Here is a 25,605-nt window from a genome sequence, read left to right as displayed (position 1 = left end):
TAATAGCTGCTTGCGCCCATCCCCAAAGGGCTAGCGACCAAAAAGACCAAAGTTTTGGAGCAACCAGCCAGCGCAGGCGTTCAATCTGCCGACCAGACCGCCAGCTCATAACCGTCCGGGTCCCTGAAGTGAAAACGCCGCCCACCGGGAAAGGCAAAGACCGGCAGGACAATGTCAGCCCCGGCCAACTCCAGCCGCTGCTGGGTTGCGACCAGATCGTCGGCATACAGAATGACCAGCGGGCCGCCCGCTGGCCTGACGGCTGCCGTCGTGGTGAAGCCCCCGGCCAGACGGCCGTCGCTGAACTCGCTGTAGGCCGGGCCGTAATCGGTGAAGGTCCAGCCAAACACCTGGCCGTAAAACGTTTTGGAACGGGCGATGTCCGCGACGTTGAATTCGATGTTGTCGATCCGGTGGTTCCGGCTTGTGTCCGTCATGGCAAAACCTTGTATGCGGTGATGGTGTCGTTGCAGATTTTCACTTCATGCCATCCCGAAGGCGGGCAAAGACTTTCCAGAAGGCCGCGTCCTGCGTGGTCGCAAAGTTGATACGCATCAGGGTGCTGGGCTGGCGCGCCGCGTGAAACAGCGCGCCGGGCGCGAGCAGATACCCTTCGTCCAGCATGCGCTGCGCCAGCGCATCGGTGTCCACGCCGGTCTCGACCCAGCCGAACAGCCCTGCCGGTTCGGCCGCAAAACTGCAGCCATGCGCCAGCGCCAGCTTGACGCTGCGGGCGCGGGCAATGTCCAGCCGGGTACGTATGCGTTCGGCATGGCGGCGCAACTGGCCCTGGTCTATGCACCAGGCCAGGGCTTTTTCCAGCAGGGCCGGGGTGGTCAGGGTGGCCAGCAACTTGGTGTCCAGCAGGCGTTCAACCAGCTCGGGCGGCGCCGCCAGGTAACCGACACGCCAGCCCGGCGCCAGGATCTTGGCAAAGCCGCTGACGTACACGGTGCGCTGCAGGCCGTCGAGCGCACACAGACGCGTCGCATGTTCGGGCGCCAGGTGGCTGTAGGTGTCGTCTTCAACGATGTGGAAGTTGTGTGTATTCGCGAGCTGCAAGACGCGATGCGCGCTGCCGGGCGTGAGGCAATACCCGGTCGGGTTGTGGAACACGCTGACGCTGACAAACAGCTTGGGCGCATGCACCTCGCAATAACGCGCCATCACGGCCAGGTCCGGCCCGTCGGCCCGGCGCGGTACCGGCAGGATACGCATGCCCATGGCCGCCAGCCGCGCAAACTCTATGGCCCAGCCGGGCTCCTCGACCATCACGTAGTCACCGGCACGCAGCAGGGTGCGGCTGACAATATCCAAGGCATGGGTCGCGCCCACGGTGGTGATGATTTGTTCGGGCGCGGCCGGGATGTTGAGGCTGGCGAGTTTTTTTGACAAGGCCTGGCGCAGGCCGCTGTCGCCGGCCGGCTCGCCGTAGTTCAGCGAAAATTCCTGCAACGCACGGGCGCTGGTGACGCGGCGCACGGCCGCGGGCATGAAGCTGGTCTCCAGCCAGTCCATGGGGAACACGCCCATGCCGGGCTGCGCCTTGTCGCTGCTGCCGTGAAACATGCCGCGTATCAGCGCGGTGGCATTGACCGGGTTGTGCTGCGGCTGGAAACCCGTGGACGGCTTCGCCGTCGCTACCAAATTCATAGCTGATTGCGCCCGTGTATCGGTGGCCACAGCCACTTCCCGCACATAAAATCCGCGGTTTTTGCGGGCTTCCACCAGCCCCTGGGCCAGCAGCCTGTCGTAAGCGGCCACCACGGTGGAGGCGCTCACGCCCTGCTGCTGCGCACATTGCCGCACCGAAGGCAGGCGTGAACCCGAGGCCAGCAGGCGGTTGCGGATACGTTCGGCAAAACGCCCGGCGAGTTGTTCGGTCAGGGACTGGGAGGCAGCTTTCAACAACATGGCGAGGCCTTCGGTACGGGCTGTGTTGCCAAGACAAACAGTACAGTTTGAAATTTTGTCTGCATAACTGTATTGGTAGTGTGCTGGTTTCAACTATAGAGTCAATGCCATGAATTGGCAAGAGTTCACCGCTTTACTGGTGCTGGCCACGGCGATGAGTTTTTCGCCCGGCCCCAACACCGCCCTCTCGACCGCCCTGGCGGCGAATCACGGCCTGCGTCGCGCCCTGCCTTTTGTCTGTGCCGTCCCGGTCGGCTGGGGCGTGTTGCTCAGCCTGTGTGCGGCGGGCCTGGGCGCCCTGCTGCTGGCCGTGCCGCTGCTGAGCTGGGCCATCAAGCTGGTGGGCGTGGCCTATTTGCTGTGGCTGGCCTCCAAAATTGTCCGTTCGCACCAACTCAGCCAGGCCGATGCGGCGCGCCTGAACGTGGGCTTCTGGCAAGGCGCGGCGCTGCAGTTTGTCAACATCAAGGCCTGGATGCTGGCACTGGCGATTGTCAGCGGCTGGATTGCCGGGCGCGAGGAAGCGGCCTTGCGTTTTGCCGTGGTGTTGCCCGTCATGCTGGCTTATGCCTTTGTCAGCAACCTCACGTATGCGTTGGCCGGCTCGCTGCTGCGGGAGTGGTTGTCCGGTCCGCTGGGCAGTGGCCGGCGCCTGGTGTGGTTCAACCGCGGCATGGCATGCGTGCTGGTGCTCACGGCGATCTGGATGCTTTTTATATGAGCCCCGCCCCATACACCGCGCAAATCAACAAGGGCCTGTGGCTGGGCCTGTTGGGCATAGCTATTTTTTCGCTCACCCTGCCGATGACGCGCCTGGCCGTCGGCACCGCCGAGGCGCCGCAAATGTCTGGCCTCTTCATCGCCATGGGGCGGGCCGTGGTGGCGGCCGCGCTGTCGGCCGTGTTCTTGCTGAGCACCCGTGCGCCCCTGCCCCGGCGCCAGGACTGGTGGCCGCTGGCCATCACGGCGGGCGGTGTGGTGTTCGGCTTTCCGCTGCTGACCTCCATCGCCATGCGTTATGTCGAAGCCGTGCATGCCAGCGTGATTCTCGGCGTGTTACCACTGGCCACCGCCGCCGTGGGCGCGCTGTTGCACCGCCAGCGCCCGTCGGCCGGCTTCTGGGGCTGCGCTGTTCTGGGCAGTGTGCTGGTGGTGGTCTTTGCCATGCTGCGCTCTGGCAATGGCGCGGGTGGTTTGTCGATTCATTGGGCCGATCTGCTGCTGCTTGCGGCCTGCCTGTGTGCGGCCGTCGGGTACGGCTATGGCGCGCGGCTGTCGCAGCACATGCGGGCCGAACATGTGATTTGCTGGGCGCTGCTGCTGTCACTGCCGCTCAGCCTGCCGCTGACGGTTTTCAGCTGGCCGCAGGTGCCGCTCAAGGCCAGCGCCTGGTGGGGCTTCTCCTATGTGGCGGTGTTTTCGATGTGGCTAGGCTTTTTTGCCTGGTACCGCGGCCTGGCCCTGGGCGGCACGGTGCGTGTCAGCCAGGTGCAACTGGTGCAACCGTTTTTGTCCATGCTGTTTGCCCTGCCCTTGCTCGGCGAGCGCCTGGATGCCGTGACCCTGGGTTTTGCCCTGGCCGTGATCGCCACCGTGTTTATGGGCAAGAAAATGCCTGTCTACACCGCCACTTTGCAGAAAGCCACATGAACATCAGCCACATCCCCTTCGGCACCACCGACTGGTCCACGATGGAGCGCACCGAACATTCGGCGCTCGCCGGCCAGGCCTTCTGGCGCACACAGCAGTTTGGCGACATCCGGGTTCGCATGGTCGAATACAGCACGGGTTATGTCTCCGACCACTGGTGCAGCAAGGGGCACATCCTCCTGTGTCTGGAAGGCGAATTACACACCGAGCTGGAAGACGGCCGCAGCTTCACACTGACACCCGGCATGAGTTACCAGGTCGCCGACCAGGCCGAAGCCCATCGCTCAACCGCGCCCAAAGGTGCGAAACTGTTCATTGTGGATTGACAGACATACAGACAAACGACGAGAAAGAAAAACATGGAAAAAGCCAACACGCCCTGGACCCTGGCCGCGCGCGCAGAAAAAATGAACCCTTCGGTGATCCGCGAGATCCTGAAGGTCACCGAAAAACCCGGCATCATCAGTTTTGCTGGCGGCCTGCCCTCGCCCAAAACCTTTCCGGTCAGCGCTTTTCGCGAGGCCTGTGACAAGGTGTTGCGCGAAGACGGCCATGCCGCGTTGCAATACGCAGCCAGCGAAGGTTATGCGCCGCTGCGCGAGATGGTGGCGGCCATGCTGCCGTGGGAGGTCGATCCGGCCCAGGTGCTGATCACCACCGGTTCGCAACAAGGCCTGGATCTGATCGCCAAAATCCTGATCGACGCGGGCAGCCGGGTGCTGGTGGAAACACCGACCTACCTGGGCGCGCTGCAGGCCTTCACGCCCATGGAGCCCGACATCGTGAGTGTGGCCAGCAACGAACAAGGTGTGGACCTGACCGATCTGGCCAAAAAAGCCGCCGGCGCGCGTTTCTTTTATGTGCTGCCCAACTTCCAGAACCCCACCGGCCGCACCATGAGCGAGCAGCACCGCGCCGCGCTGAGCGAGCAAGCCGCCCGCCTGGGCCTGCCCCTGGTTGAAGACAACCCCTACGGCGACCTGTGGTTTGACGAAGCGCCGCCACTGCCGCTGACGGCGCGCAACCCGGAAGGCTGCGTCTACCTGGGCTCGTTTTCCAAGGTGCTCGCGCCGGGTCTGCGACTGGGCTTCATGGTCGCGCCCAAGTCGCTTTACCCCAAGCTGCTGCAGGCCAAACAGGCGGCCGACCTGCACAGCCCGGGCTTTAACCAGCGCATGGTGGCCGATGTGATGAAGGGCGGCTTCCTGGACCGCCATGTGCCGACCATACGCGCACTCTACAAGTCACAACGCGACACCATGCTGGCCGCCATGCAACGCGAAATGCCAGAAGGCGTGAGCTGGAACACCCCCCGCCGGCGGCATGTTTTTATGGGCCCGTTTGCCGGCCGGCATGAGCGCGGTGGACCTGCTGCCCAAAGCCGTCGACAAAAACGTGGCTTTTGTGCCCGGCGCCGCCTTTTACGCCGAGCAGGCCGACGAACGCACCTTGCGCCTGTCCTTTGTCACGGCCAGCAGCGAACAGATCAACCTGGGCATCGCGGCCCTGGCCGCGGCGATCCGCGAAAACCGCCCCGTACAGGCCGGCGCAGCACGCGCCGCAGAAAGTGTGGGGGCCAAATAAATGCTCAAGATCTGGGGGCGCATGAGCTCCATCAATGTCAAGAAAGTGGTGTGGACGGCGCAGGAACTGGGGCTGGACTTTCAGCGCACCGAGGCCGGCGGCCTGTTTGGCGTCGTCAAGACGCCCGACTACATGCGGCTCAACCCGAACTCGCTGGTGCCCGTGATTGAAGACGAGGGTTATGTGTTGTGGGAGTCGAATGTCATCGTGCGTTACCTGTGCGCCAAACATTCGTTCGGCCAGATGTACCCCACCGAGTTGCGTGAACGTTTTGACGCCGAGCGCTGGATGGACTGGCAACAAACCAGCTTGAACCCGGCCAGCCGCCCCAGCTTCTGGCAACTGATACGCACCCCGGCCGAACAACGCAATCCCGCGTTGATCGCCGAGTCGAATGCGGCGGTCGAGTCACTGATGAGCACATTGGAGAGCCATCTGGCGCAGCGCGCTTTCATGGCCGGCGAGCATTTCACCATGGCCGACATTCCCATCGCCTGCGAGGTGCACCGCTGGTTCGGCCTGCCGCAGCCGCGCCAGAGCCGGCCGGCCATCGAGCGCTGGTACGCCAACATCTGCGCACGGCAAGCCAGCAAAGGTGTGCTGGACCTGGCGCTAAGCTGATCTTTTTAACAAGCGCATTAACCAGCGAATCGCACGCCATGCCAACCCGCCCCTTCAAACAAGTCGACGTGTTCACCGACCAGCCCTATTTCGGCAACCCGCTGGCCGTGGTGCTGGACGGCAGCGGCCTGGACGACGCGGCCATGCAGCGTTTTGCGCAGTGGACCAACCTGTCGGAAACCACCTTTGTGTTACCGCCTACCGCCCCGTCGGCCGACTACCAGGTGCGTATCTTCACGCCGGGTGGTGAGTTGCCTTTTGCCGGCCACCCGACCCTGGGCAGTTGCCACGCCTGGCTGCAGGCCGGCGGCCAGCCCAAGAGCAAGGATCACATCGTGCAGCAATGCCAGGTCGGCCTGGTGGCGATACGGCGCGAAGGCAAACGCCTGGCGTTTGCCGCGCCGCCGCTCAAACGATCCGCGCCCAGCCCGGTGGTCCTGGCGCAGGTCGCCGCCGCCCTGGGGCTGAAGGCGCAACACATCGTGGCGGCCCAGTTGCTGGACAACGGCCCGGTCTGGCTGGGTTTGCTGCTGGATGGTGCCGACACCGTGCTGCAACTCGAGCCGGATCACCTGGCGCTCAAAAAACTTGGCCTAAAAGTGGGCGTAGCCGGTACCCACACTGCGCAAGAAGCTCCTGTTTTGATAGCGCGCGCGAATCGCGAAGCGCGGGCCTTTGGCAGCCGTGCACCCGCGGCGCCAGCGGACACAGCAACGGCCGACTTTGAGGTGCGGGCTTTTGCCGCACCCATAGGTATCCAGGAAGACCCGGTCACCGGCAGCCTGAACGCCAGCCTGGCGCAATGGCTGATGGCCGAAGGCCATGCGCCCGAACGTTATGTGGCGGCGCAAGGCACCTGCCTGGGCCGCGCCGGCCGCGTCTCCCTGACGCGCGAAACCTCGGCCGACGGCAGCACCCAGCTCTGGGTGGGCGGCGAATCGGTCACCTGCATAGACGGCAACGTCGAGTTATGAACACGGCCCAGGTCGATCACCTGGTGGTCGTGGCGCACAGCCTGGCCCAAGGGCTGCAATGGTGCGAAGCCACCCTGGGCATCACGCCGGGGCCGGGCGGCGAACACCCGTTGATGGGCACACACAACCGCCTGTTCAGCGTGGCCGGCCAGTCGCACAAACGCACCTATTTTGAAATCATTGCGCTCCAGCCCGGCATCATCCCGACGCGTGCGCCCGGCACCCAGCGCTGGTTCGACATGGATGACAAGCTGCTGCAAGCCGCCGTGGCCAAGAACGGGCCGCAACTGGTGCATTTTGTCGCCAGCGTCACCGGCGTAGTGACGGCCGTGAAGGCCCTCGCGGCACTCGGCCTGGATCGGGGCCAAGTGGTCGAGGCTTCACGCCAGACGGCGCAGGCGCTGCTGAAATGGCGCATCACCGTGCGTGACGACGGCCAGCGGCTTTTTTATGGCGGCCTGCCGACCTTGATTCAATGGGGCGACCCCAGCGAAGACCCGGCGCAGGCCGCCCATCCGCTGGACGCGATGCCGCCTTCAGGTGTCACGCTGGAAGCACTGCAGGTCAACCACCCGCGCCCCGAAAAACTGCTGGCCGGCTACGCCGCCATCGGGCTGACGAATGTGGCCGTCACCTCAGGTGCGCCCAACCTGATTGCGACGCTGCAGACGCCGCGCGGCCGCGTGATACTTGAATCCAAAGGAATCTAGATGCTCACCGCGCCCGAACTCGCCTGGTTTGCACTGGTGGCACTGGCCCTGGTGCTCACACCCGGGCCCAACATGATTTATTGCATCTCGCGCACCTTGTGCCAGGGCCGCGGCGCGGGCCTGATCTCGCTGGGTGGTGTGGCCGTGGGTTTTCTTGTGCATCTGCTGGCCGCTTCTTTTGGCCTGACGGCGCTGCTGCTGGCCGTGCCCATGGCCTTCACCGCGATCAAGGTGCTGGGCGCGGCCTACCTCTTGTGGATGGCCTGGCAGGCCGTGCGGCCCGGTGGGCTCTCGCCGTTTGAAACCCGCAACTTGCCACACGACCCGTTGCGCACCTTGTTCCTGATGGGTTTCATGACCAACCTGCTCAACCCCAAGGTGGCGATGTTTTATTTATCCTTTTTCCCGCAGTTTCTGCACCCCGAGCGCGGCAACCTGCTGCTGCAAAGCCTGACCTTGGGCGCGGTGCAGATCAGCGTGAGCCTGGCCATCAACACCTTGATCATCTTTTTTGCCGCTGGCCTGGCGCTGTTCCTGAACCGCAACATCGCCTGGATGCGGGTGCAACGTTATGTCATGGGCACCGTGTTAGGCCTGCTGGCGCTCCGCCTGCTGACCGAGAAGCGGGTGGCCGCATGAGCGCCGTTTTGCGCAGCGAAGCCGATCGCGGCTTGCCCGGGCTGCAGGACATCGAAGCCGCAGCGCGTGTGGTTTACCGCGAGTTCCAGGCCACGCCGCAATACCACTGGGGCTTGTCCAGCCAGCGCCTGGGCACAGACTGCTGGATCAAACATGAGAACCACACGCCGGTCGGCGCCTTCAAGATACGCGGCGGACTGACTTATTTCGACGCGCTGAAACACGCCGGGGACTTGCCGCAAGAGGTCATCAGCGCCACCCGCGGCAACCACGGCCAGAGCATAGGCTGGGCCGCACGTGCCCACGGTGTGGCCTGCACCATCGTCGTTCCGCAGGGCAATTCGCTGGAGAAAAATGCGGCCATGCGGGCTCTCGGCGTGACCCTGATCGAACACGGTCAGGACTTCCAGGAAAGCCGCGAGTTCGCCATACGCCTGGCCGCCGAACGCGGCGCCCACGTGGTGCCGAGTTTTCATGCCGACCTGCTCAGCGGTGTCGCCACCTACTGGTGGGAATTCATGCGGGCGGTGCCGCAGCTCGACGTGGTTTATGTGCCCATAGGCCAGGGCTCGGGCGCTTGCGCAGCGATTGCCGCCAAATTCGCGTTAGGCCGCAGCTTGCGCATCGTCGGTGTGGTGAGTGCCCACGCCACCACCTATGCCGATTCGCTGGCCGCAGGCCGCGTGGTCGAAGCGCCGGTAACCACGCAACTGGCCGATGGCATGGCCTGCCGCATCGCCGATGCTTCGGCCCTGGACATCCTGCTGCCACACATCGACCACATCGTGCAAGTCAGCGACGACGAAGTCGCCCAGGCCATGCGTGACCTGTATGCCGACACCCACAACGTGGCCGAAGGTGCGGGCGCGGCCAGCTTTGCCGCGGCCATGCGGGAACGCGCCCAGCTCAAGGGTCAGGTCGTGGGCACCACCCTGTGCGGCGGCAATGTGGATGCGCCCGTTTTTTCCAGGGTGTTAGGCGCGACCTAGGCCCGCCAGCCTGGCGCTTCATCGCGGGCTTCGGATTCGCTGCCGTCTTTACACAACAAACGCCAGAGATCTCTTGCATAAGCCGATAGCCGCGTCTCGTCCCGGCGGACACACACCCGCAGCAGCCGCGTCGCCCACGGTTCCTGCAAGGACAGGACCTGCAGCCCCTCAGCCTTCAGGTTGTTGATCACCGAGCGGGGGACGATGCCTATGCCCGCGCCGGATTTCACCAGGGACGCGACCGCCGGGAACCCGGCCACCTGAATGCGTACATCCATGGGCTGCCCCAGCGTGATCGCTTTCGACATGATGAAGGTGTGAATGGCGCTGCCGCTGCCCATGGAGACAAAGGGATGGTCCAGGCATTCACGCAATGAGACCGCGCCCTGGCTGCCGATGTTCAAGGAGACCGGTGCCAGCACCACCAGTTCGTCCTCGCGGTATGGCCGGAACAGCAGCTCCGGGTGATCATCGTCCCAGGTCACGACACCCAGATCCGCGCGGCCTTCGACCACGGCAGTCACGATGTCATGGCTCAGCCGCTCTTCGAGAGAAACACGTACGCTGGGATGGGAGCGAAGAAACAGCTCAAGATCGTCAGGCAAAAAAGACGCGATGGCACTGCTGTTGGCAAATAAGGTGACGTGCGCCCGCACCCCGTCGGCATAAGGCACGAGGTCTGCGTGCATCTGCTCCAGTTCGGCAAAACAACGGCGGCAATGCTCCAGCATCACCTGCCCGGCCCGCGTCAGCGAGACCCCCCGCGCATTGCGCGTGAAGAGTTGTGTCCCCAGGCTCTCCTCCAGGTGTTTGATACGCAAGCTGGCCGACGATGGCGCCAAAAAACAGGCGGCCGCACCGCGCGAGACATTACCGGCATCGGCGATCGCCACCAACAACTTGAGGTCAATCAGGTCGTAGCGCATGCGTTCGTGCTCCACAAAGAGAGGCTTTGATAAAACTCGTTTGCCGGCTCTCCCGGGCTATGGAAAACTCTAGGCATCGCGATTCGCTGAAGGCATCATCGGTACAAGACCATGAGGTTTTTCGCCAAAGCTGAGCAGTGACTCGCGCCCTCGCCCCCTTGGCACAGTACGGGGAGTTCGACTTAACACGGTTTCAAATCACTCAAAGGCAACATGTCTCTCCATCCGATCATCACGCAGGAAGCGCCAGCCGCCATCGGCAGCTATTCGCAGGCCATTCAGGCCGGCAACACGGTTTATCTCTCGGGCCAGATTCCACTGGATCCAAAAACGATGGCGCTGGCCCAGGGCATTGAGGCGCAGATCGCCTGCGTCTTCAATAATTTGAGTGCTGTTGCACACGCTGCCGGGGCGTCACTGGCCCACATCGCCAAGCTGACAGTCTACCTGACCGACCTCGCGCACGCGCCCGCGCTCAACACCTACATGGCCTCACATTTCAGCCATCCCTACCCGGCGCGGGCGGTGGTTGGCGTGGCCACCTTGCCGCGCCAGGCACTGATCGAAATCGATGCCATCGCGCTCGTCCCCTCAACATCCCAAGGAACCTAAACAATGTCACGCACCTGGGTACGCCATGCCATCGAACGGCTGAATCGAGACTTCCAGCGCTCGTCCGATACACATCTGATCCTGGTGGAAACACCTGCCTTGCCAGACATCCGGATTTACCTGAAAGACGAATCCACACACCCGACCGGCAGCCTCAAGCACCGTCTGGCCAGATCCCTCTTTCTGTATGGCCTTTGCAACGGCTGGATCACCGAGGGGACCACCATCATCGAGGCATCGTCCGGCAGTACCGCGGTTTCCGAGGCTTATTTTGCGCGGATGCTGGGCCTTCCTTTTATCGCCGTCATGCCGCGCAGCACCTCACCGGCAAAAGTGGCACAAATTGAATTTTTCGGCGGCTCTTGCCAATTCACGGACACGGCCGCGGGCATGTATGTGGAGGCCGAGCGGCTGGCGCAAGAACGCAAGGGGCACTTCATGGATCAGTTCACCTACGCCGAGCGGGCAACCGACTGGCGAGGCAACAACAACATTGCCGAGACGATTTTCCAGCAGATGAAAGGCGAGCCCTACGCGGTGCCACGCTGGCTGGTTGTGGGCGCGGGCACGGGCGGCACCTCAGCCACGATAGGCCGCTACATTCGTTACGAAGGCTACGCCACCGAGCTGTGTGTGGTGGACCCGGAACATTCCGTCTTTTGCGACTACCACAGGGACCGCGATGCCGACACGGTGAGCGAGCGCGGCTCCGACGTCGAAGGCATAGGCAGGCCACGCGTCGAACCATCCTTCATTCCAGACGTGGTCGACCTCATGCTGCGCGTTCCCAACGCGGCCTCCTACGCCGCCATGCGCTTCCTGGAGCGACTGGTGGGACGCAAATACGGTGGCTCGACGGGCACCAACTTCTACGGTGCCCTGCAACTGGCCTGTGAAATGCACATGCGGGGCGAGGCTGGTGCCATCGTCACGCTGGCCTGTGATGCCGGCGACCGCTATCTGGATACTTATTACAGCGATGCCTGGCTAGCGGCCAACGACTACAACATCCAGCCCTACACCCAACGCGTGGAGGATGCCTACCGCACGGGAATCTGGCCCGCGGCATAAGACTGCCACCGGTCTGGCTCAAGCCAGGCCGGTGGCCAAGCCTTACCTCAGGCGCTCAGGAACTGAACGCCCCGCTCGGGACCAAAACGTATACACGCCTCGTCCACCAGACTCAGGAGCAAGCTCAGAAACGCCGTGCTTGGCGCGCCGGCAGGTGATTCGTCACGAGCCAGCAAGAGGTCCTTGCGCAGCAGGCCCAGGGTAAAGGTCTCCGGCCCCTCCAAGGACAACATCCGCCCCAGGTAGGCATGGAACAATGCGCCCGAGGCGGTGCCCGTTCCCAAGGCCTCTTGAAGAATGTCAGCGCTGCATCCCGCGGCGCGCGCCATAGCCGCACCGTTCGCCAGGCCAAGCAGCGCGCCCGCCATCATCGTCTGGTTGATGAGTTTCATGCGATAACCCGCGCCGGCCTCACCACAATACACAAGCCGCTGGCTTAGCGTGGCCAGGACAGGCCGGCAGCGGGCCAGCACCTCGCTGGAGCCGCCAACGAACAACGTGAGCGTGCCTTGCTGCGCTCCGGCAACACCACCGGTCACAGGCGCATCCAGCACATCCACCGCCGACTGGCTGGCCCATTGTGCGAGCTGGATCGCCATCGACGGGCTTGCCGTGCTCATGTCGACAAAGGCGGTGCCTGGGCGGGCGGCAGGCATCATCTGTTCGTACAAGGCCAGCACGTCGTCGGGGCCCGTCAACATGCTCACGACCAGGCCACAGCGCCTGGCCAGCGCGACTGGCGATTCCGCCCAGCCAGCACCGGCAGCCAGCAGCGACGCGGCCGCTTCCGGCCGACGTGCCCAGACAGAAACCCGATGGCCCGCCGCCAGCAGGCGGTGGGCCATCGGGCTACCCATGCGCCCCAGTCCGATCCAGCCGATCTCTTGTTGCGCCAGGCTTCGCTTCGTTAGGTAGGGGTCTGTCATCACGTCAATCACTCTGGATTTTGGCCTCGCTGACGATGCGACCCCACTTGGTGGTTTCGGCGCTCAGATGGTCGGCCAGCAACTGCCGTGAACCGCCCATGGGCACGGCACCGAGATCAGCAAGTCGTTTCTTGAACTCGGGCATCGCCAGCACGGCGTTGACCTCGGTGTTGAGGCGATCAAGGATGGCTGGCGGGGTGTTCTTGGGCGCCAGCAACGCGAACCAGGTCGACGACAACAGTTTGGGGTAGCCCAATTCGGCCAAGGTCGGCACATCCGGCAACGCGGGCGAGCGGGATGCCGACATCACGGCGAGCGCCCGGACATTCCCGCCTTTGACCTGGCCCACAATGCCGGGCACCAGCTGAAACATCATCTGGATGTCATTCGCAATGAGGTTGGTGGTCGCCAGGCCAGGCGCGTTGTAAGGCACATGCACCAGCCTGGATCCGGTCTCACGCATGAACAGTTCGCCAGCCAGGTGCATCGAGCTGCCGTTGCCGGTGGAGCCGAAGTTCAACTGACCCGGTCGCGTTTTGGCATAGGCGATCAGCGCGGCCACATCCTTCACGGGCAAGGCGTTGTTGACGACGATGATGTTGGGCACGTCAGCGACCAGGGCGATCGGTTCGAAGTCGCGACGCGGGTCGAAAGGCAGATGGCGGTAGAGGCTGGGGTTGACCGCCAGCGTTCCGGCCCAGGAGAACAGCAGCCGGTAGCCGTCGGGTGTGGCACCTGCGGCAGCCACCGCACCAATGTTGCCATTCGCACCACCCCGGTTGTCAATCACCACCGGCATCTTCAGGCGGGTCGTCAACTGTTCCGCCAGCAGGCGTGCAATGGTGTCGCCCGTCCCGCCGCCGCCGGGCGCCGGAACAATGATCTGCATGGTCTTCCCGGCGGCAGGCCACGATTCGGCAAGCGCTGGCGAGAACAAGCCCACCGCCGCAGCGGCTCCTAACACGGTGTTCAAAAAAAGTCGGCGCATGGAGATTCCTTGAGAGTTAAGAAAGTTAGATGCAAGGCGAAAATGGATCAAGCGTAACTGAGTTGCCGGTGCGGCAGGCGCACGGCATTGACGACCGCCTGGATGCTCCGGTCCTGGATGGCGACCGGCAGGACGCAGCCGGGTCCAATCATGAGCCTGCGCCCTTCGTTGTGGGAGAGCGCCTCATGAATTTCACGCTCGATGTCTTCCGGCCAGCCGTGGAGCAGTGTCCCGTGTTCGTTCAGACCTCCGACCAGCAGCCGCGAAAATTTTGCACCCGCCTCGCTGAGCGAAGGTTTGGTCAGCCGGTCATGCCAGTTGAACATCTCGACCGGGTAGTCCACCAGCAGGTCGAACATGATGTCGTCGCCGTGGGCGTGCAGCATGTTGAGGCGCGATCGGCCGCGCAGCGCATTCAACACTTCGAGGTCGTATTTTTTTCCGAAACACGCGTACTCCTGCGCATTCAGGATGCGATTGGAGGCGAGCTGCGTCGCAAAAAAAACGCCATCCGCGCCGGCCTCCAGGGCGTTAAGCGCGAACTCAATCGTCACGTCGGTGATCACCCGCAGGGCCTGATGCAATGCGTCCGGCGAGCAGCGAAGATCGGCCAGCATCCTGTCGGTGGACAACTTGCGTGCGGTGGTCAAGGGGCTGAATACCGTTTGCAACAGCGGCGCAGCACCGCGCAGCGCCTTGGCGGTCGCCGCCAGCGCCCGGTTCTGCTGCCCGTAAGACCCCGCAAGCACGTCCAGGGGACGGATGCGTGCCCAATCCTCGGTCCTAAGCACAGCCGGCCTGATCACTTCACGCGCCCCGTTGGCGGCACCCCGGTAACCGGTCGTCGCCCCCCAGTCTTCCACGCCATAGGTGCCGGACGGCATGAACTTCACCAGATCGAAGTCCCATTTTTTCTGCCAGTCCACCGTGTGCGCCACCAACTTCTCCAGGCAAAGATCGTCGTCGGGAAAGTGCCGCCACAGGGCAACGGGCGCATGGTCGGTGGTTTCGCCGGCGATCGCGGCTTCAATTCTCTGCCAGTGGTTCAGGGCTTTCATAACGGTTCTCTTGCCAAATGGTTGATGTGAAAGCAGTCTCCCACCAGCCCGAACAAGAGACAAACGAGTTCTTCCGAAGGCTGCTTTTGCACTACGCAAAGACACATCACACCCCGCCGATCGAAGGCATGCGAGCTACGCAGAAATTCCGGACAGATGTCGCCAAAGTGCTAGTGCAGACATAAAACGTCCCCGGGGTGACTGGATGCCTGCCGGCTTGTCGCCACAATTTGGGCATGGGAACCCTTTACCTCGTGCGCCATGGCCAGGCCTCGTTTGGCGCCGACGACTACGACGTGCTCAGTGAGCTGGGTTACCGGCAAAGCGTGCGCCTGGGGGAATATTTCAAATACAAGGGCCTGGTTTTTGACGCGGTTTTCACCGGCACCTTGCAGCGCCAGATCAACACCCTGGCCGGAATACGTGAAGGCATGGGTGAGGCCATGGACGCTGGCTTGCAGGCCCAAGCCAGGGCTGGCTTGAACGAATATGACAGCCACGCCGTGATAGGCGCCATCCATCCGCACAAGCTGGAAAAGCCAACCTCCCCCGAGATGTACCGCAGCCACTTCCGCCTGTTGCGCGACGGTCTGGCGCAATGGATGTCGGGTGTGGTCAGCCCCCATGGCATGCCCAGCTACACCGAGTTTGTGGCGGGCATCAGCGCGGTGCTGGACGATATCAAAACGAATCACACCGGCAATGTCTTGCTGGTCTCCAGCGGCGGGCCGATCTCGACCGCCGTGGGCCATGTGCTGGGCACCTCGCCGGAAGCCACGATTGAGTTGAACCTGCGCATACGCAACAGCTCGGTGACCGAATTTGCCTTCACACCCAAGCGGCACATGCTGGTGACCTACAACACCTTGCCCCATCTGGACGCGCCGGAACATACGAGCTGGATCACGTATTCCTGAGCCCTAAACCGCATCGCCCCGCGTCCCCGCGCGCAACCACTGCAAGTAGTCCGCCGAGCCGGCCGTGACCGGCAACTGCAGCAGCTCGGGTATGTCGTAAGGGTGGTGGGCCCGGATAAAGGTTTCCAGCGCCGGGTACAAGGCCGCACGTGTTTTGATCAGCAGCAGGTATTCCGCCTCGCGCCGGCTTTCCCCTTGCCAGACATAAAAACTCCTGATCGGCAAGACCTGCACACAGGCGGCCAACTGCGCCTCGACCAGTTCTTGCGCCAGCGCTTCGGCAGCGGCTTCATTGTCCAGGCTGGTCATCACCACGCAGCAGGGATCAGGCGCTTCCATAGTTTCCATAAGGTGACCGCCAACGCCCCGGGTTACCGCGCGCTGGCGCTGACCCGCCAGATCACGTTGCCCACATCATCGGCCACCAGCAAGGCCCCGCGTTTATCCATGGCCACACCGACGGGCCGGCCATAGGCCTTGCCATCCGGGCTGAGAAAACCCGTCAGCACATCCACCGGCTGACCCGAGGGTTTGTTGCCCGCGAAGGGCACAAACACCACCTTGTAGCCGCTGAACGGTTTGCGATTCCAGGAGCCGTGTTCGCCGACAAACACACCGCTGGCCAGTGACGCAGGCAAGGCCTGGCCTTCCGAAAAAACCATGCCCAGCGGCGCCACATGCGAACCCAGCGCGTAGTCGGGCGGCACCGCCTTGGCCACCAGCTCCGGCCGCTGCGGCTGCACGCGGGCATCGACGTTTTGCCCGTAGTAGCTGTAGGGCCAGCCGTAAAAAGCGCCGTCCTTCACCGAGGTCAGGTAGTCGGGCACGAGGTCGCTGCCGATTTCGTCGCGCTCGTTGACCACCGTCCAGAGCGTACCATCGGCGCTCCAGCCCAGGCCATTGGGGTTGCGCAGGCCAGAGGCGAACACGCGGCGTGTCCCGGCTTTGGGATCGACCTCGAGAATGGCCGCGCGATCCACCTCGGCGTCCATGCCGTTTTCACCCACATTGCTGTTGGAGCCCACCGTGACATAAAGCTTGCTGCCGTCACGGCTGGCCATCACGTTTTTGGTCCAGTGGTGGTTGATGCCTGACGGCAAATCCACCACCTTGACCGGCGTGGCGCTGATGGCGGTCTGACCATCTTCGTAAGGCACTTTGACCAGGGCGTCGGCATTGGCAATAAACAGCTCCTTGCCGACCAAGGCCATGCCAAAAGGTGAATTCAAACCCTGCAAAAACACCGTGCGGGTTTCGGCCTGGCCATCACCATCCACATCGCGGAGCAAGGTGATGCGGTTGGCGCTGGGCACACCGGCCCCGGCCCGTTTCATCACCACGCCCATCACCCAGCCCCGAAAACTGAACCCTGTTTCCGGCTTGGGCGGCTTGTTGCTCTCGGCCACCAGCACGTCGCCGTTGGGCAAGACATAAACCCAGCGCGGGTGATCCAGGCCGGCGGCCAATGCCGTGACGCGCAGGCCCGCCATAGGCTGCGGCATCACGCCCTGGGGCCAGCCGGTGGCCGGGGCAATGTGAACCGTCGGAAACAGGGTTTTGTTCGGCGGGGGCAGCGTCGGGTTGGCACCCACATCGGCCGAGGGCGGCAACTTGGAGGTGTCGCCACAAGCGCTCAGCCCCGCCGCCAGCAGCCCAGCCAGGATGGCTGCGCCCAAAAGAGAGGGACTGGAGCGACGGGTGCTGGAAATGCGCATGATGAGCCCTTTGTCACGACGTGCCGACAAGGCCGCCTTCCGCATCACTGTGACACAGGCCGGGGCCATCTGGTGTCAGCCAAGAGCTTGTCAGTTCAGGCCAGCGGGTCCAGCCGGCCGATTTCCTGCAACAGGGTCGCCAGTGCCAAGCCGCTGGCCTGCAGCACGGCCAGTCCTTTGTCGGCCGTGGCCGCCGCCGCATTGCCGGCCGCACCCTCGGGGTTGAGGTCTTGCGCCGCCCAGGCCAGTTTGGCGCTGCTGCCATTGCCGAGAATCGCGTAGTGCTGCGCGCGGTCCTGGCTGCTCGAATGAAAATCCTGCGCCAGCGTCATATCCACTTTTTCCGGGTGCAGTACCAGCATCATCGAGGTTTCAACATCGCCGCCATGCACCCCAAAACGCTCTTCACCGGCGCCAAACAACTGTTTCACGGGTGCCGGCAAGGGCAGGCTGAAGGTGTTGACCATCAACACCGTCATGCCAAAACGCGCACGTAATTCGCGGCCCACAATGTCCAGCGTGGAGACATTGCCACCATGCGCATTGAGCAGCACCAGTTTTTTAATGCCGGTGCGCGCCACACATTCACCGATATCCACCCAGCTTTGAATCAAGGTGGCCGCGCCTAGTGTCAGGGTGCCGGCAAAAGCTACATGTTCAATGCTGCGACCCACGGTTTGTGTCGGCAAAAACAGCACCGGCGCGCCATCCAGATGCGGCAGGCAATACGCAATCACCCCGTTGACTAAATCGGTGTCCACACTGAGCGGCAGATGCGGGCCATGCTGCTCGATCGCAGCGACCGGCAACACGGCGATGGTGGCCGAGGCATTGAGGCGGGCAAAGTCCGGGCTTTTGAGGTCGGCCCAGAAGTGCGGGAAAGCGAAGGGTTGAGGCGCGGGGTTCATGGGTGTATTTTGGGGCCATTCTGTGGCGTCGGGTTGCAGACGTGGTTTGCTGATTCTTTAAGGCATCACGCTGCGTCGGTGGCTTGCTTAAGACAGTAGGTCGGACTCCCCACTCCCACCCCTAACCCCTCCCTCGCCCCGCTGGGCGATGGAGGGGGACTTCATTTGGTCTTGTGTGCTGCAAGCGCGTGCATGAATGACGGTCTCTTTGTCTCCCCGCATTCGTTCCCGATCCTGCTCCTCACCCCCCTTCTGTATGCGCCGAGGAGCGCAGGACCAGTCGGATCAGGGCGAGCGATTGTCTGAGCCGCAGGCGAGTTCGAGCTCGACCCCGATTGGACCGAGCACCGCAGGTTGCCCGTAGCGAAGCGCAGGGACGCAGACAGTGGGGTCGCCTTTTCTTTGCTTACTTTCTTTTGGCGAAGCAAAAGAAAGTGAGTTGCCGCCGGGCAACCCCGGCCAGCAGGCAAACCACAAACAACCGAATCAAAGACAACCCGAACTAAGCCGCTGCCGCCGCCTTCTGAATCTCCCCCCGCAAACTCTGCTGCTGACTCAGATGCCGCCCTTGCCGCTCCGCCCGGTGTTTCTCCACACCCAGCGATGGTGTTTTTTGCAAGCCCGCCAGCACAGCAGCCAAACACGCAGGCCGCCCACGCGCGCCACTGGCCTGGTAATCCGCCAGCAAAGCCGCACACACGTCCGGCGCCGCCAGCGCACGTATTTGTGTCAGGTGCTCAAACAACAAATCCACCAATTTTTCATACGCAAACTCATGCGTCTTGCCGGTCGTCTGCCAGAGCCAGTCGCTGAAATTCAAACAATGTTGAAAGGCCGACCCCGGTTCCAGCAACAGCTTCAGGCCCAAGGCAAAACGTCCCGAGTTGGCGACCATTTCCCAATAACGTGCAAAACGTTTGACACGTTGCATGGTCAAAAAATCCACCGTGGAATTTTGCAAAATCGTGTACGGCGTTTGCGGGTCGTAAAGCATTGCAAAATCCGCCGTGTGCCGGGTGATGGGTGTGCCGCGCAAACGTTTCAACACACCAAACTGGATTTCATGCGGCGCCAGTTCATACAGACGGTCAAACCCTTCGGCAAAACTGGCCAACGTTTCGCCGGGCAGGCCAAAAATCAGGTCGGCATGTACATGGGCCTGGCTTTGCCCGACCAGCCAGCGCAGGTTGTCGGCGGTTTTGCTGTTGTCCTGTTTGCGCGAGATGCGTTGCTGCACCTCGGGGTTAAAGCTCTGGATGCCCACCTCAAACTGCAACGCACCCGCCGGAAACTGCGCGATCAACTCTTTCAGGCGGTCCGGCAGGCTGTCGGGCACCACTTCAAAATGCACAAACACATCGGGCGTCTCCTGCAGGCGGTCCAGGAAGAACTGCAGGATACGCACCGAGTTGTCGATTTTCAGATTGAAGGTGCGGTCCACAAACTTGAAGTTGCGCGCACCGCGGCGGTACAGCGCCTCCATCTCCGCCATGAACACATCCAGATCAAAAGCCCAGGCGGTCTTGTCGAGTGAACTCAGGCAGAACTCGCATTTGAAAGGGCAGCCGCGCGAGGCCTCCACATACAGCAGGCGCTGGGCCAGATCGTCGGCCGTGTAGTCCTGGTAAGGCAGGGCCAGTTCACTCAGCGCGGGCTGTTCGCCGGTGATCACTTTCATCAAGGGTCGGGGGCCGTCGAGCAAAGCCCGGCACAACTTGGGGAAACTCACGTCGCCCCAGCCGGTGACCACATGGTCAGCCAGGCGGCAAATTTCCTGCTGCTCGACCTCGTGGCTGACCTCGGGGCCGCCCAGCACAATCCTGATGTCAGGCCGCAGCGTTTTCAGCAGGCGCACCACCTGTGTGGTCTCGACCACGTTCCAGATATAAATGCCCAGGCCAATCACCTCGGGTTCCAGCGCCAGCAAGTCTTCCACGATGCGCGTTGCCGGCTGGCCGATGACAAATTCGCGCAACTGCGTTTGCGCCCGCAGGCCGGCCCCGCCATGTACATCAAGGTTGGCCAGCAGGCAACGCAGGCCCAAAGACGCATGGATGTATTTGGCGTTCAGCGTGGCCAGCACCACACGCGACTGGGGGCTGGACTGAAGGGAAGTCGACAAGGACGCAAGGCGGTTCATGCCGGTATTATCAAACCATGACCCAAACCCTGTTCAGAGACGACGCCTACCTGACCGAATGCAGCGCCACCGTGACCGCGGTGACCGAACAGGGCCTGGTGCTGGACCGCACGGTGTTTTACCCGCTGGGCGGCGGCCAGGCTGGCGACACCGGTGTGTTGCTGCTGGCCGATGGCCGGGAGATCCCCATCACCGATACCCGCAAAGGCAAGGACGATACCGGCCAGTTCACGGACGCCATTTGCCATCTGCCGACCTTGCAAGACCCGGCCGCCTCGGTGCTGGAGGTCTTGCAACGCGCTGGCGTGAAGCCGGGCGACGTCGTCACGGCCCGCATTGACTGGGCGCGCCGGCACCGGCTGATGCGTTTTCACACCGCCACCCATTTGTTATGCCACCTGGTGCCGCAACTGGTCAACGGCTGCTCGGTCACACCCGATTACGCGCGGCTGGACTTCAATATGACGGAGCCACTGGACAAAGAGATGCTGACGGCAGCCCTCGCCCGCCTGGTCGCGGCGGCGCACCCCGTCAGCGTGGGCAGCATCAGCGACGCCGAGCTGGATGCGAATCCGGCGCTGGTCAAAAGCATGAGTGTGCAACCGCCGCGCGGCAGCGGCCAGGTGCGCACCATACGCATTGGTACAACAGACATGATCGACTTCCAGCCCTGCGGCGGTACCCATGTGGCCAACACGGCGGAAATTGGCGCCATCCTGGTCACCAAGATAGAGAAAAAGAGCGCGACCACGCGCCGCGTGGTGCTGGCTTTTGGCCCATGAGCCGGCCGCGCAACATCACCGGCGACTCTTTTTTTACCTGGGACGGTGACACCCTGGTCGTCAACATCCTGGGCAAACCCAGTGCCGGACGGGATGCGATTGGCAAACCCAAGGGCACACAACTCAAGGTCAGCGTGACCGCCGCCCCCGCGGCCGGCAAGGCGACCGACCACATGGTGCGCTTCCTGGCGCCGCTGTTTGGCGTGGCGGTGGCCGACATCACGGTGGTGTTTGGCCAGGAAAATATCAACAAGCAGTTGCGCATCAAGGCGCCGAAAAAACTGCCGCCTGTATTTACCCCCCAGCCCCAGCCACCGCACGGCGACTAGGTTTTTAGTGCTGCCGCACAATGCGGCATACGCTCCCCTACGCTGGCGCCGCAGGAACTAACCCCGGGGTCGCCGCTCACACCATGATCATGTTTTTTCAACGCTTCGCCTCCGCTCTTGTTTTTATAGCTACTTGCGCCCTGTCCACGGGGGCTACAGCCCAAAATAGCTTCTTAAGTAAAACCACCGTCAGCGCGGTGGTGGTGACCGACCAGGTGAAAGCCGAGTTGCTGGCCTGGGCGCCGGATGGCGTGGAGGCCGGCAAACCGGTCTGGCTCGGGCTGCAACTGACACACAGCCCCGAGTGGCACACCTACTGGAAAAACTCCGGCGACTCCGGCCTGCCGACCCTGCTGGAATGGACACTGCCGGATGGCGTGACCGCTGGCGAGATTGCCTGGCCCACCCCGAAAAAAATCCCCGTCGGCACGCTGGCCAACTACGGTTACGAAAACACCGTGCTGCTGCCGGTGCCGCTGACGGTGGCCCCCGACTTCAAGGCCAGCCAGCTCGACATCCGGCTGAAGGCCGCCTGGCTGGTCTGCAAAAAAGAATGTATCCCGCAGGAAGGCGAGTTTTCCCTGCAAATCCCGGTCAAAAGCTCCACCGGCATGAGCAGCAGTATTTTTGCCGCGGCTTTTGCCGCCAGCCCCAAAACACTGGCGGGCACGGGCAGCCGGATTGAGCTGGGCGCCCAGGCCATCCAGGTGTCGCTGAGCGGTTTGCCCGCGGCGCTGCAGGGCAAAACCCTGGCGTTTTTCCCTGAAACCGGCGGCGTGATCGAACCGGCCGCGCCCTGGCAACAAGCCTGGCAAGGGGCGGTCTGGACCGCGCAAGTGCCGTTCTCCAGCCAGCGCAGCGAAAGCCCGGCCCTGATGCCGGTGGTGGTGGCTTTCCAGGACGCTGCTTACCGGATTGAAGCACCGGTCAAAGGCGAGTGGCCGGCCCTGGCCGCCGTCGCCACCATGTCGCCAGCGTTGGAAGCCGCACTCAAGGCGAATGCCGCATTGGGCGGCGCCCCCGGCAGCAGCAACACGCCGCCCCTGAGCCTGACCTTGGCCCTCTTAGGCGCCTTGCTGGGCGGCCTGATCCTGAACCTGATGCCTTGTGTGTTTCCGGTGCTGGCGATCAAGGTCGTGGGTTTTGTGCAGATGAAAGACCAGGCCACCCGGGTCAGCACCGGCCTGGCTTACACCGCCGGCGTGGTGCTGTCGTTCCTGGCGCTGGGCGCCCTGCTGCTGGGCCTGCGCGCCGCGGGTGAACAACTGGGCTGGGGCTTTCAATTGCAAAGCCCGGCCGTGGTGGCCGCGCTGGCCGTGTTGTTCACCGTGATGGGTTTGAACCTGGCCGGTTTGTTTGAATTCGGCGCCCTGCTGCCCAGCCGCGTGGCCAACATCCAGGCCAAAAATCCCACCATCAACGCCTTTCTTTCGGGCGTGCTGGCCACCGCGATTGCCTCGCCCTGCACCGCGCCTTTCATGGGGGCCTCGCTGGGTTATGCCCTGGGTCTGCCGGCCTGGCAGGCGCTGGCCGTGTTTGGCGCCATCGGTGTTGGCATGGCCCTGCCTTACCTGGCGGCCAGCGCCGTGCCGGCGGTGGCGCGCCTGCTGCCGCGTCCCGGCCCGTGGATGCTGACCTTCAAACAACTGATGGCATTTCCGATGTTTGCCACCGTGGCCTGGCTGGTCTGGGTGTTGGGCCAGCAAAGCGGCATCGATGGCGCCGGCGCCCTGCTGGGTTTGCTGGTGCTGCTGGCGCTGGTCTTGTGGTCGCTCACGCTCAAGGGCCGGACCCGGACCCTGGTCGCTACATTTTCGATAGCTGCTTGCGCAATAGGAGTGTGGGCTGGCGGCCAAAACATCATCAAGCCTTTGGAAACAACTTCGGTTGCCGCCGCCTCGGACCGCTGGCAGGCCTGGGCGCCTGGCCGGGTCGACCAGCTCACGGCCCAGGGCCAAAGTGTGTTTGTCGATTTCACCGCCGCCTGGTGCGTGACCTGCCAGTACAACAAAAAAACCACCCTGGCCCACAGCGCGGTGCTGGCCGATATCGATGCCAAAAAGGTGGCGCTGCTGCGCGCCGACTGGACACGCCGCGACCCGGCGGTGACAGCGGCGCTGAGCCAGCTGGGCCGCAGCGGCGTGCCGGTGTATGTGATTTACAAAGCCGGCCGTGCGCCTGTGGTCTTGTCGGAAATTTTGTCTGTTGAGGATGTTCGGGCCGAGTTGGCCAAGCTGTAATCCCCCTGCCCAGGAGTTCACGCCATGTTGAAGCGCTCCATCCATCGCCGCCTGTTCTCCAGCGCCCTGGTGCTCGCCCCCTGGGCGCTGTCGCTGACACTGCCGGCCCATGCCGCCAGTGCTACTGTCGGGCAGGCCGCACCGGATTTTTCAGCGACGGACACCTCGGGCCAGCCCCACAAGCTCAGTGACTTCAAAGGCAAGCTGGTGGTGCTGGAGTGGACCAACCCGGGCTGCCCCTTTGTGCGCAAACATTACAGCGGCAACCTGCAAGGCCTGCAAAAAGAGTTCACCGCCAAAGGCGTGGTCTGGCTGGCCATCAACTCGACCGAAAACGAAAGCAGCGACTACCTCGCGCCCGCCAAACTCGCCGGCTGGATGGCAGACAAACAGGCCGCGCCCACGGCCACCCTGATGGACGTGTCGGGCGACATCGGCCAGTTGTATGGTGCCAAGACCACGCCGCACATGTACATCATCAGCCCGCAAGGCCAGCTGATTTACGCCGGCGGCATTGACAACATTCCCTCGGCCCGCGTGGCCGACATCCAGAACGCGACCAACTATGTGCGCCAGGGCCTGAACGAAGCGTTGGGCGGCAAGGCCCTCAGCGTGGCCACCAGCCGGGCGTATGGCTGCTCGGTGAAATACAAGGACAAAGCATGAACAGCCCACTGCCCCCCGCCCAGCGTCTGCCGCACATCCTGACGCATTGCCGCACGATTGCGGTGGTGGGCCTGTCGCCCCAGCCGCACCGCAGCAGTTTTGATGTGGCGCGTTACATGCAGGCCCAGGGTTACCGCATCATTCCGGTGAACCCGAATGCCATTACTGTGCTGGGCGAAAAAGCCTATGCCAGCTTGAGCGAGGCCGCACAACACGAAAAAATCGACCTGGTGAACTGCTTTCGCCGCAGCGAAGACATCCCGCCCGTGGTGGATGAAGCCATTGCCATAGGCGCGCAAGCGGTCTGGATGCAGCTCGGCATCAGCCATCCGGCCGCTGCGGCCAAGGCCGAAGCCGCCGGCCTGCTGGTGGTGCAGGACCATTGCCTCAAGATCGATCACCGCGTGTTGCTGTCCAGCGGTTTGCTAAGCAGTCCACCCATACGCGTGACCTGAGCATTGGCGGCCGGGCGTTGGTCCCGGATAATGAGCGCATGCCCCTGCCCCGTCGGCCTTTGCTGTCGTCCCCTGCCTGCTGGCTGCTCCTCGCGTTGAGCGGCTGTTCCAGCATGGCGCCGGCGCCTGTGCACAAGGGCGAAACCCAGGTCGCGCCCCTGACCACGCGTGAACTGGTGCAGTCGGATGTGAACCGCATGGCCACGCTGGGCATGCGCGACAACCTGGACAGCTTGTACCGGCTGCTCGACAAGTTGTACCGGCGCAACCCGGCCGAGTGGCGCAAAACCACCGCGGTGAGTCGCGAGGCGGCGATCCAGCAGGTGCGCGACGCCATAGACCAGCGCACGCCCTGGCCCGAGCTGAAAGGCCAGCGCGACATTGCCGCCTTGTCGCTGGCCCTGTCGCCCGACTTCAAGGGTGACCGGGTCGCCGCCTTTATCTACGCCAGCGCCGACATGTTGATCGTGGCCCATGACAACCGGACCAGCTTCCACCTGATCGACAGGCTGGACGCGCAACATGTCTACAACGCCGCGCGCAACATCGAGTCGGCCGTCTGGTTGCTGGCAAGCCGGCGCACCCCGGCCGGCCAGCCGCTGCTGCTGGCCGATGAAATTTCCGCGCAGGAGCGCAACCTGAGTTTCGAGCGCGAGTTCGGCAAGGTCATAGGCCGGCTCGATTTGTTGTCCGAGGTGTTGACCGAAAAATACCGCCGGGCGGTGATCAGTTATGTGCAAAACCTGGCCGGCGCCTCGTTCCTGCAGTTTCTGCCGGTGCGCTGAGCAGCG

The 25,605-nt window shown here is 63.1% G+C and carries 27 protein-coding genes and 1 pseudogene; 18 read left to right on the top strand and 10 right to left on the bottom strand.

Annotated features, from left to right (window positions below; all coding sequences use genetic code 11):
• Positions 1-80: 80 nt before the first annotated feature.
• Together ACHMXK_RS21500 and ACHMXK_RS21495 are read right to left on the bottom strand one after the other, a co-directional pair.
• Positions 81-437 (bottom strand): VOC family protein, encoded by a 357-nt coding sequence (locus ACHMXK_RS21500; protein ID WP_397442721.1) that lies wholly within the window; start codon positions 435-437, stop codon positions 81-83.
• Positions 438-477: 40 nt separating this feature from the next.
• Positions 478-1,914: a PLP-dependent aminotransferase family protein gene (locus ACHMXK_RS21495; RefSeq protein ID WP_397442720.1), complete on the bottom strand. Its 1,437-nt coding sequence runs from the start codon at positions 1,912-1,914 to the stop codon at positions 478-480.
• A 109-nt stretch (positions 1,915-2,023) separates the two neighbouring features.
• Here ACHMXK_RS21495 and ACHMXK_RS21490 point away from each other — a divergent pair, with 109 nt between their 5' ends.
• The 9 genes and pseudogenes from ACHMXK_RS21490 to ACHMXK_RS21450 all read left to right on the top strand — a co-directional run bounded on the left by ACHMXK_RS21490 (position 2,024) and on the right by ACHMXK_RS21450 (position 9,081).
• Positions 2,024-2,635 carry a LysE family translocator gene (locus ACHMXK_RS21490; protein WP_397442719.1) on the top strand — a complete coding sequence of 204 codons (612 nt, stop codon included), beginning with the start codon at positions 2,024-2,026 and terminating at the stop codon, positions 2,633-2,635.
• A complete protein-coding gene (locus tag ACHMXK_RS21485; protein ID WP_397442718.1) occupies positions 2,632-3,564 on the top strand; it encodes a DMT family transporter in 933 nt (310 codons plus the stop codon). Before ACHMXK_RS21490 ends, ACHMXK_RS21485 begins: the two co-directional genes overlap by 4 nt.
• Positions 3,561-3,890: a DHCW motif cupin fold protein gene (locus ACHMXK_RS21480; protein ID WP_397442717.1), complete on the top strand. Its 330-nt coding sequence runs from the start codon at positions 3,561-3,563 to the stop codon at positions 3,888-3,890. Before ACHMXK_RS21485 ends, ACHMXK_RS21480 begins: the two co-directional genes overlap by 4 nt.
• 33 nt (positions 3,891-3,923) lie before the next feature.
• Positions 3,924-5,148, top strand: a pseudogene (locus ACHMXK_RS21475) (PLP-dependent aminotransferase family protein).
• The gene (locus ACHMXK_RS21470; protein ID WP_397442716.1) at positions 5,149-5,769 is read left to right on the top strand and encodes a glutathione S-transferase family protein; all 621 of its coding nucleotides are present in this window, start codon (positions 5,149-5,151) and stop codon (positions 5,767-5,769) included.
• 38 nt (positions 5,770-5,807) lie between these two features.
• Positions 5,808-6,743 carry a PhzF family phenazine biosynthesis protein gene (locus tag ACHMXK_RS21465; protein WP_397442715.1) on the top strand — a complete coding sequence of 312 codons (936 nt, stop codon included), beginning with the start codon at positions 5,808-5,810 and terminating at the stop codon, positions 6,741-6,743.
• A complete protein-coding gene (locus ACHMXK_RS21460; protein WP_397442714.1) occupies positions 6,740-7,453 on the top strand; it encodes a VOC family protein in 714 nt (237 codons plus the stop codon). The genes ACHMXK_RS21465 and ACHMXK_RS21460 overlap by 4 nt, the downstream gene beginning before the upstream one ends.
• Positions 7,454-8,092, top strand: coding sequence for a LysE family translocator (locus ACHMXK_RS21455; RefSeq protein WP_397442713.1), 639 nt, complete (start codon positions 7,454-7,456; stop codon positions 8,090-8,092).
• Entirely contained in the window at positions 8,089-9,081 is a 993-nt protein-coding gene (locus ACHMXK_RS21450; protein ID WP_397442712.1) for a threonine dehydratase, read from the top strand. Before ACHMXK_RS21455 ends, ACHMXK_RS21450 begins: the two co-directional genes overlap by 4 nt.
• On the opposite strand, the gene ACHMXK_RS21445 is transcribed toward ACHMXK_RS21450, so the two are convergent.
• On the bottom strand, positions 9,078-10,007 hold the full coding sequence (locus ACHMXK_RS21445; protein ID WP_397442710.1) for a LysR substrate-binding domain-containing protein: 930 nt from the start codon (positions 10,005-10,007) through the stop codon (positions 9,078-9,080). The two genes, ACHMXK_RS21450 and ACHMXK_RS21445, sit on opposite strands and share 4 nt — an antisense overlap.
• A gap of 213 nt (positions 10,008-10,220) precedes the next feature.
• Between ACHMXK_RS21445 and ACHMXK_RS21440 the strand changes: the two genes are divergently transcribed.
• Both ACHMXK_RS21440 and ACHMXK_RS21435 read left to right on the top strand, forming a co-directional pair.
• Positions 10,221-10,619 (top strand): Rid family detoxifying hydrolase, encoded by a 399-nt coding sequence (locus ACHMXK_RS21440; RefSeq protein WP_397442709.1) that lies wholly within the window; start codon positions 10,221-10,223, stop codon positions 10,617-10,619.
• A 3-nt stretch (positions 10,620-10,622) separates the two neighbouring features.
• On the top strand, positions 10,623-11,690 hold the full coding sequence (locus tag ACHMXK_RS21435; protein ID WP_397442708.1) for a PLP-dependent cysteine synthase family protein: 1,068 nt from the start codon (positions 10,623-10,625) through the stop codon (positions 11,688-11,690).
• 47 nt (positions 11,691-11,737) lie between these two features.
• On the opposite strand, the gene ACHMXK_RS21430 is transcribed toward ACHMXK_RS21435, so the two are convergent.
• The 3 genes from ACHMXK_RS21430 to ACHMXK_RS21420 are packed head-to-tail and all read right to left on the bottom strand — an operon-like array spanning position 11,738 to position 14,662.
• Positions 11,738-12,616 (bottom strand): NAD(P)-dependent oxidoreductase, encoded by an 879-nt coding sequence (locus ACHMXK_RS21430; protein ID WP_397442707.1) that lies wholly within the window; start codon positions 12,614-12,616, stop codon positions 11,738-11,740.
• Between the two features lie 4 nt (positions 12,617-12,620).
• Positions 12,621-13,604 carry a Bug family tripartite tricarboxylate transporter substrate binding protein gene (locus ACHMXK_RS21425; RefSeq protein WP_397442706.1) on the bottom strand — a complete coding sequence of 328 codons (984 nt, stop codon included), beginning with the start codon at positions 13,602-13,604 and terminating at the stop codon, positions 12,621-12,623.
• Positions 13,605-13,651: 47 nt separating this feature from the next.
• Complete coding sequence (locus tag ACHMXK_RS21420) at positions 13,652-14,662, bottom strand: uroporphyrinogen decarboxylase family protein (protein WP_397442705.1); 1,011 nt, start codon at positions 14,660-14,662, stop codon at positions 13,652-13,654.
• 236 nt (positions 14,663-14,898) lie between these two features.
• Between ACHMXK_RS21420 and ACHMXK_RS21415 the strand changes: the two genes are divergently transcribed.
• A complete protein-coding gene (locus ACHMXK_RS21415; RefSeq protein WP_397442703.1) occupies positions 14,899-15,579 on the top strand; it encodes a histidine phosphatase family protein in 681 nt (226 codons plus the stop codon).
• Between the two features lie 3 nt (positions 15,580-15,582).
• Here the strand turns inward: ACHMXK_RS21415 and cutA are convergent, their stop codons facing one another.
• The 4 genes from cutA to ACHMXK_RS21395 form a co-directional block, all read right to left on the bottom strand.
• Positions 15,583-15,927: a divalent-cation tolerance protein CutA gene (gene cutA / locus ACHMXK_RS21410; RefSeq protein ID WP_397442702.1), complete on the bottom strand. Its 345-nt coding sequence runs from the start codon at positions 15,925-15,927 to the stop codon at positions 15,583-15,585.
• Between the two features lie 23 nt (positions 15,928-15,950).
• Positions 15,951-17,294: a PQQ-dependent sugar dehydrogenase gene (locus tag ACHMXK_RS21405; RefSeq protein WP_397442701.1), complete on the bottom strand. Its 1,344-nt coding sequence runs from the start codon at positions 17,292-17,294 to the stop codon at positions 15,951-15,953.
• 95 nt (positions 17,295-17,389) lie between these two features.
• Positions 17,390-18,202 (bottom strand): creatininase family protein, encoded by an 813-nt coding sequence (locus tag ACHMXK_RS21400; RefSeq protein ID WP_397442700.1) that lies wholly within the window; start codon positions 18,200-18,202, stop codon positions 17,390-17,392.
• 502 nt (positions 18,203-18,704) lie between these two features.
• Positions 18,705-20,342, bottom strand: a complete 1,638-nt coding sequence (locus tag ACHMXK_RS21395) for a B12-binding domain-containing radical SAM protein (protein WP_397442699.1) — start codon at positions 20,340-20,342, stop codon at positions 18,705-18,707.
• 17 nt (positions 20,343-20,359) lie between these two features.
• Here ACHMXK_RS21395 and ACHMXK_RS21390 point away from each other — a divergent pair, with 17 nt between their 5' ends.
• The 6 genes from ACHMXK_RS21390 to ACHMXK_RS21365 all read left to right on the top strand — a co-directional run bounded on the left by ACHMXK_RS21390 (position 20,360) and on the right by ACHMXK_RS21365 (position 25,599).
• Entirely contained in the window at positions 20,360-21,124 is a 765-nt protein-coding gene (locus tag ACHMXK_RS21390) for an alanyl-tRNA editing protein (RefSeq protein ID WP_397442697.1), read from the top strand.
• Positions 21,121-21,453: a DUF167 domain-containing protein gene (locus ACHMXK_RS21385; protein WP_397442696.1), complete on the top strand. Its 333-nt coding sequence runs from the start codon at positions 21,121-21,123 to the stop codon at positions 21,451-21,453. The genes ACHMXK_RS21390 and ACHMXK_RS21385 overlap by 4 nt, the downstream gene beginning before the upstream one ends.
• An 89-nt stretch (positions 21,454-21,542) precedes the next feature.
• Positions 21,543-23,693 (top strand): protein-disulfide reductase DsbD family protein, encoded by a 2,151-nt coding sequence (locus tag ACHMXK_RS21380; RefSeq protein WP_397442695.1) that lies wholly within the window; start codon positions 21,543-21,545, stop codon positions 23,691-23,693.
• 24 nt (positions 23,694-23,717) lie between these two features.
• Positions 23,718-24,359, top strand: a complete 642-nt coding sequence (locus ACHMXK_RS21375) for a thioredoxin family protein (RefSeq protein WP_397442694.1) — start codon at positions 23,718-23,720, stop codon at positions 24,357-24,359.
• Positions 24,356-24,814, top strand: coding sequence for a CoA-binding protein (locus ACHMXK_RS21370; RefSeq protein ID WP_397442693.1), 459 nt, complete (start codon positions 24,356-24,358; stop codon positions 24,812-24,814). The genes ACHMXK_RS21375 and ACHMXK_RS21370 overlap by 4 nt, the downstream gene beginning before the upstream one ends.
• 38 nt (positions 24,815-24,852) lie before the next feature.
• Positions 24,853-25,599: a hypothetical protein gene (locus ACHMXK_RS21365; RefSeq protein WP_397442692.1), complete on the top strand. Its 747-nt coding sequence runs from the start codon at positions 24,853-24,855 to the stop codon at positions 25,597-25,599.
• Positions 25,600-25,605: the final 6 nt, after the last annotated feature.

The sequence above is a fragment of the Polaromonas sp. UC242_47 genome (assembly GCF_044452385.1).
Classification (GTDB): Bacteria; Pseudomonadota; Gammaproteobacteria; order Burkholderiales; family Burkholderiaceae_C; genus Polaromonas.
The sequence above is the reverse complement of the archived record's forward strand: the minus strand, read 5'-3'. Positions and strand labels throughout refer to the sequence as shown.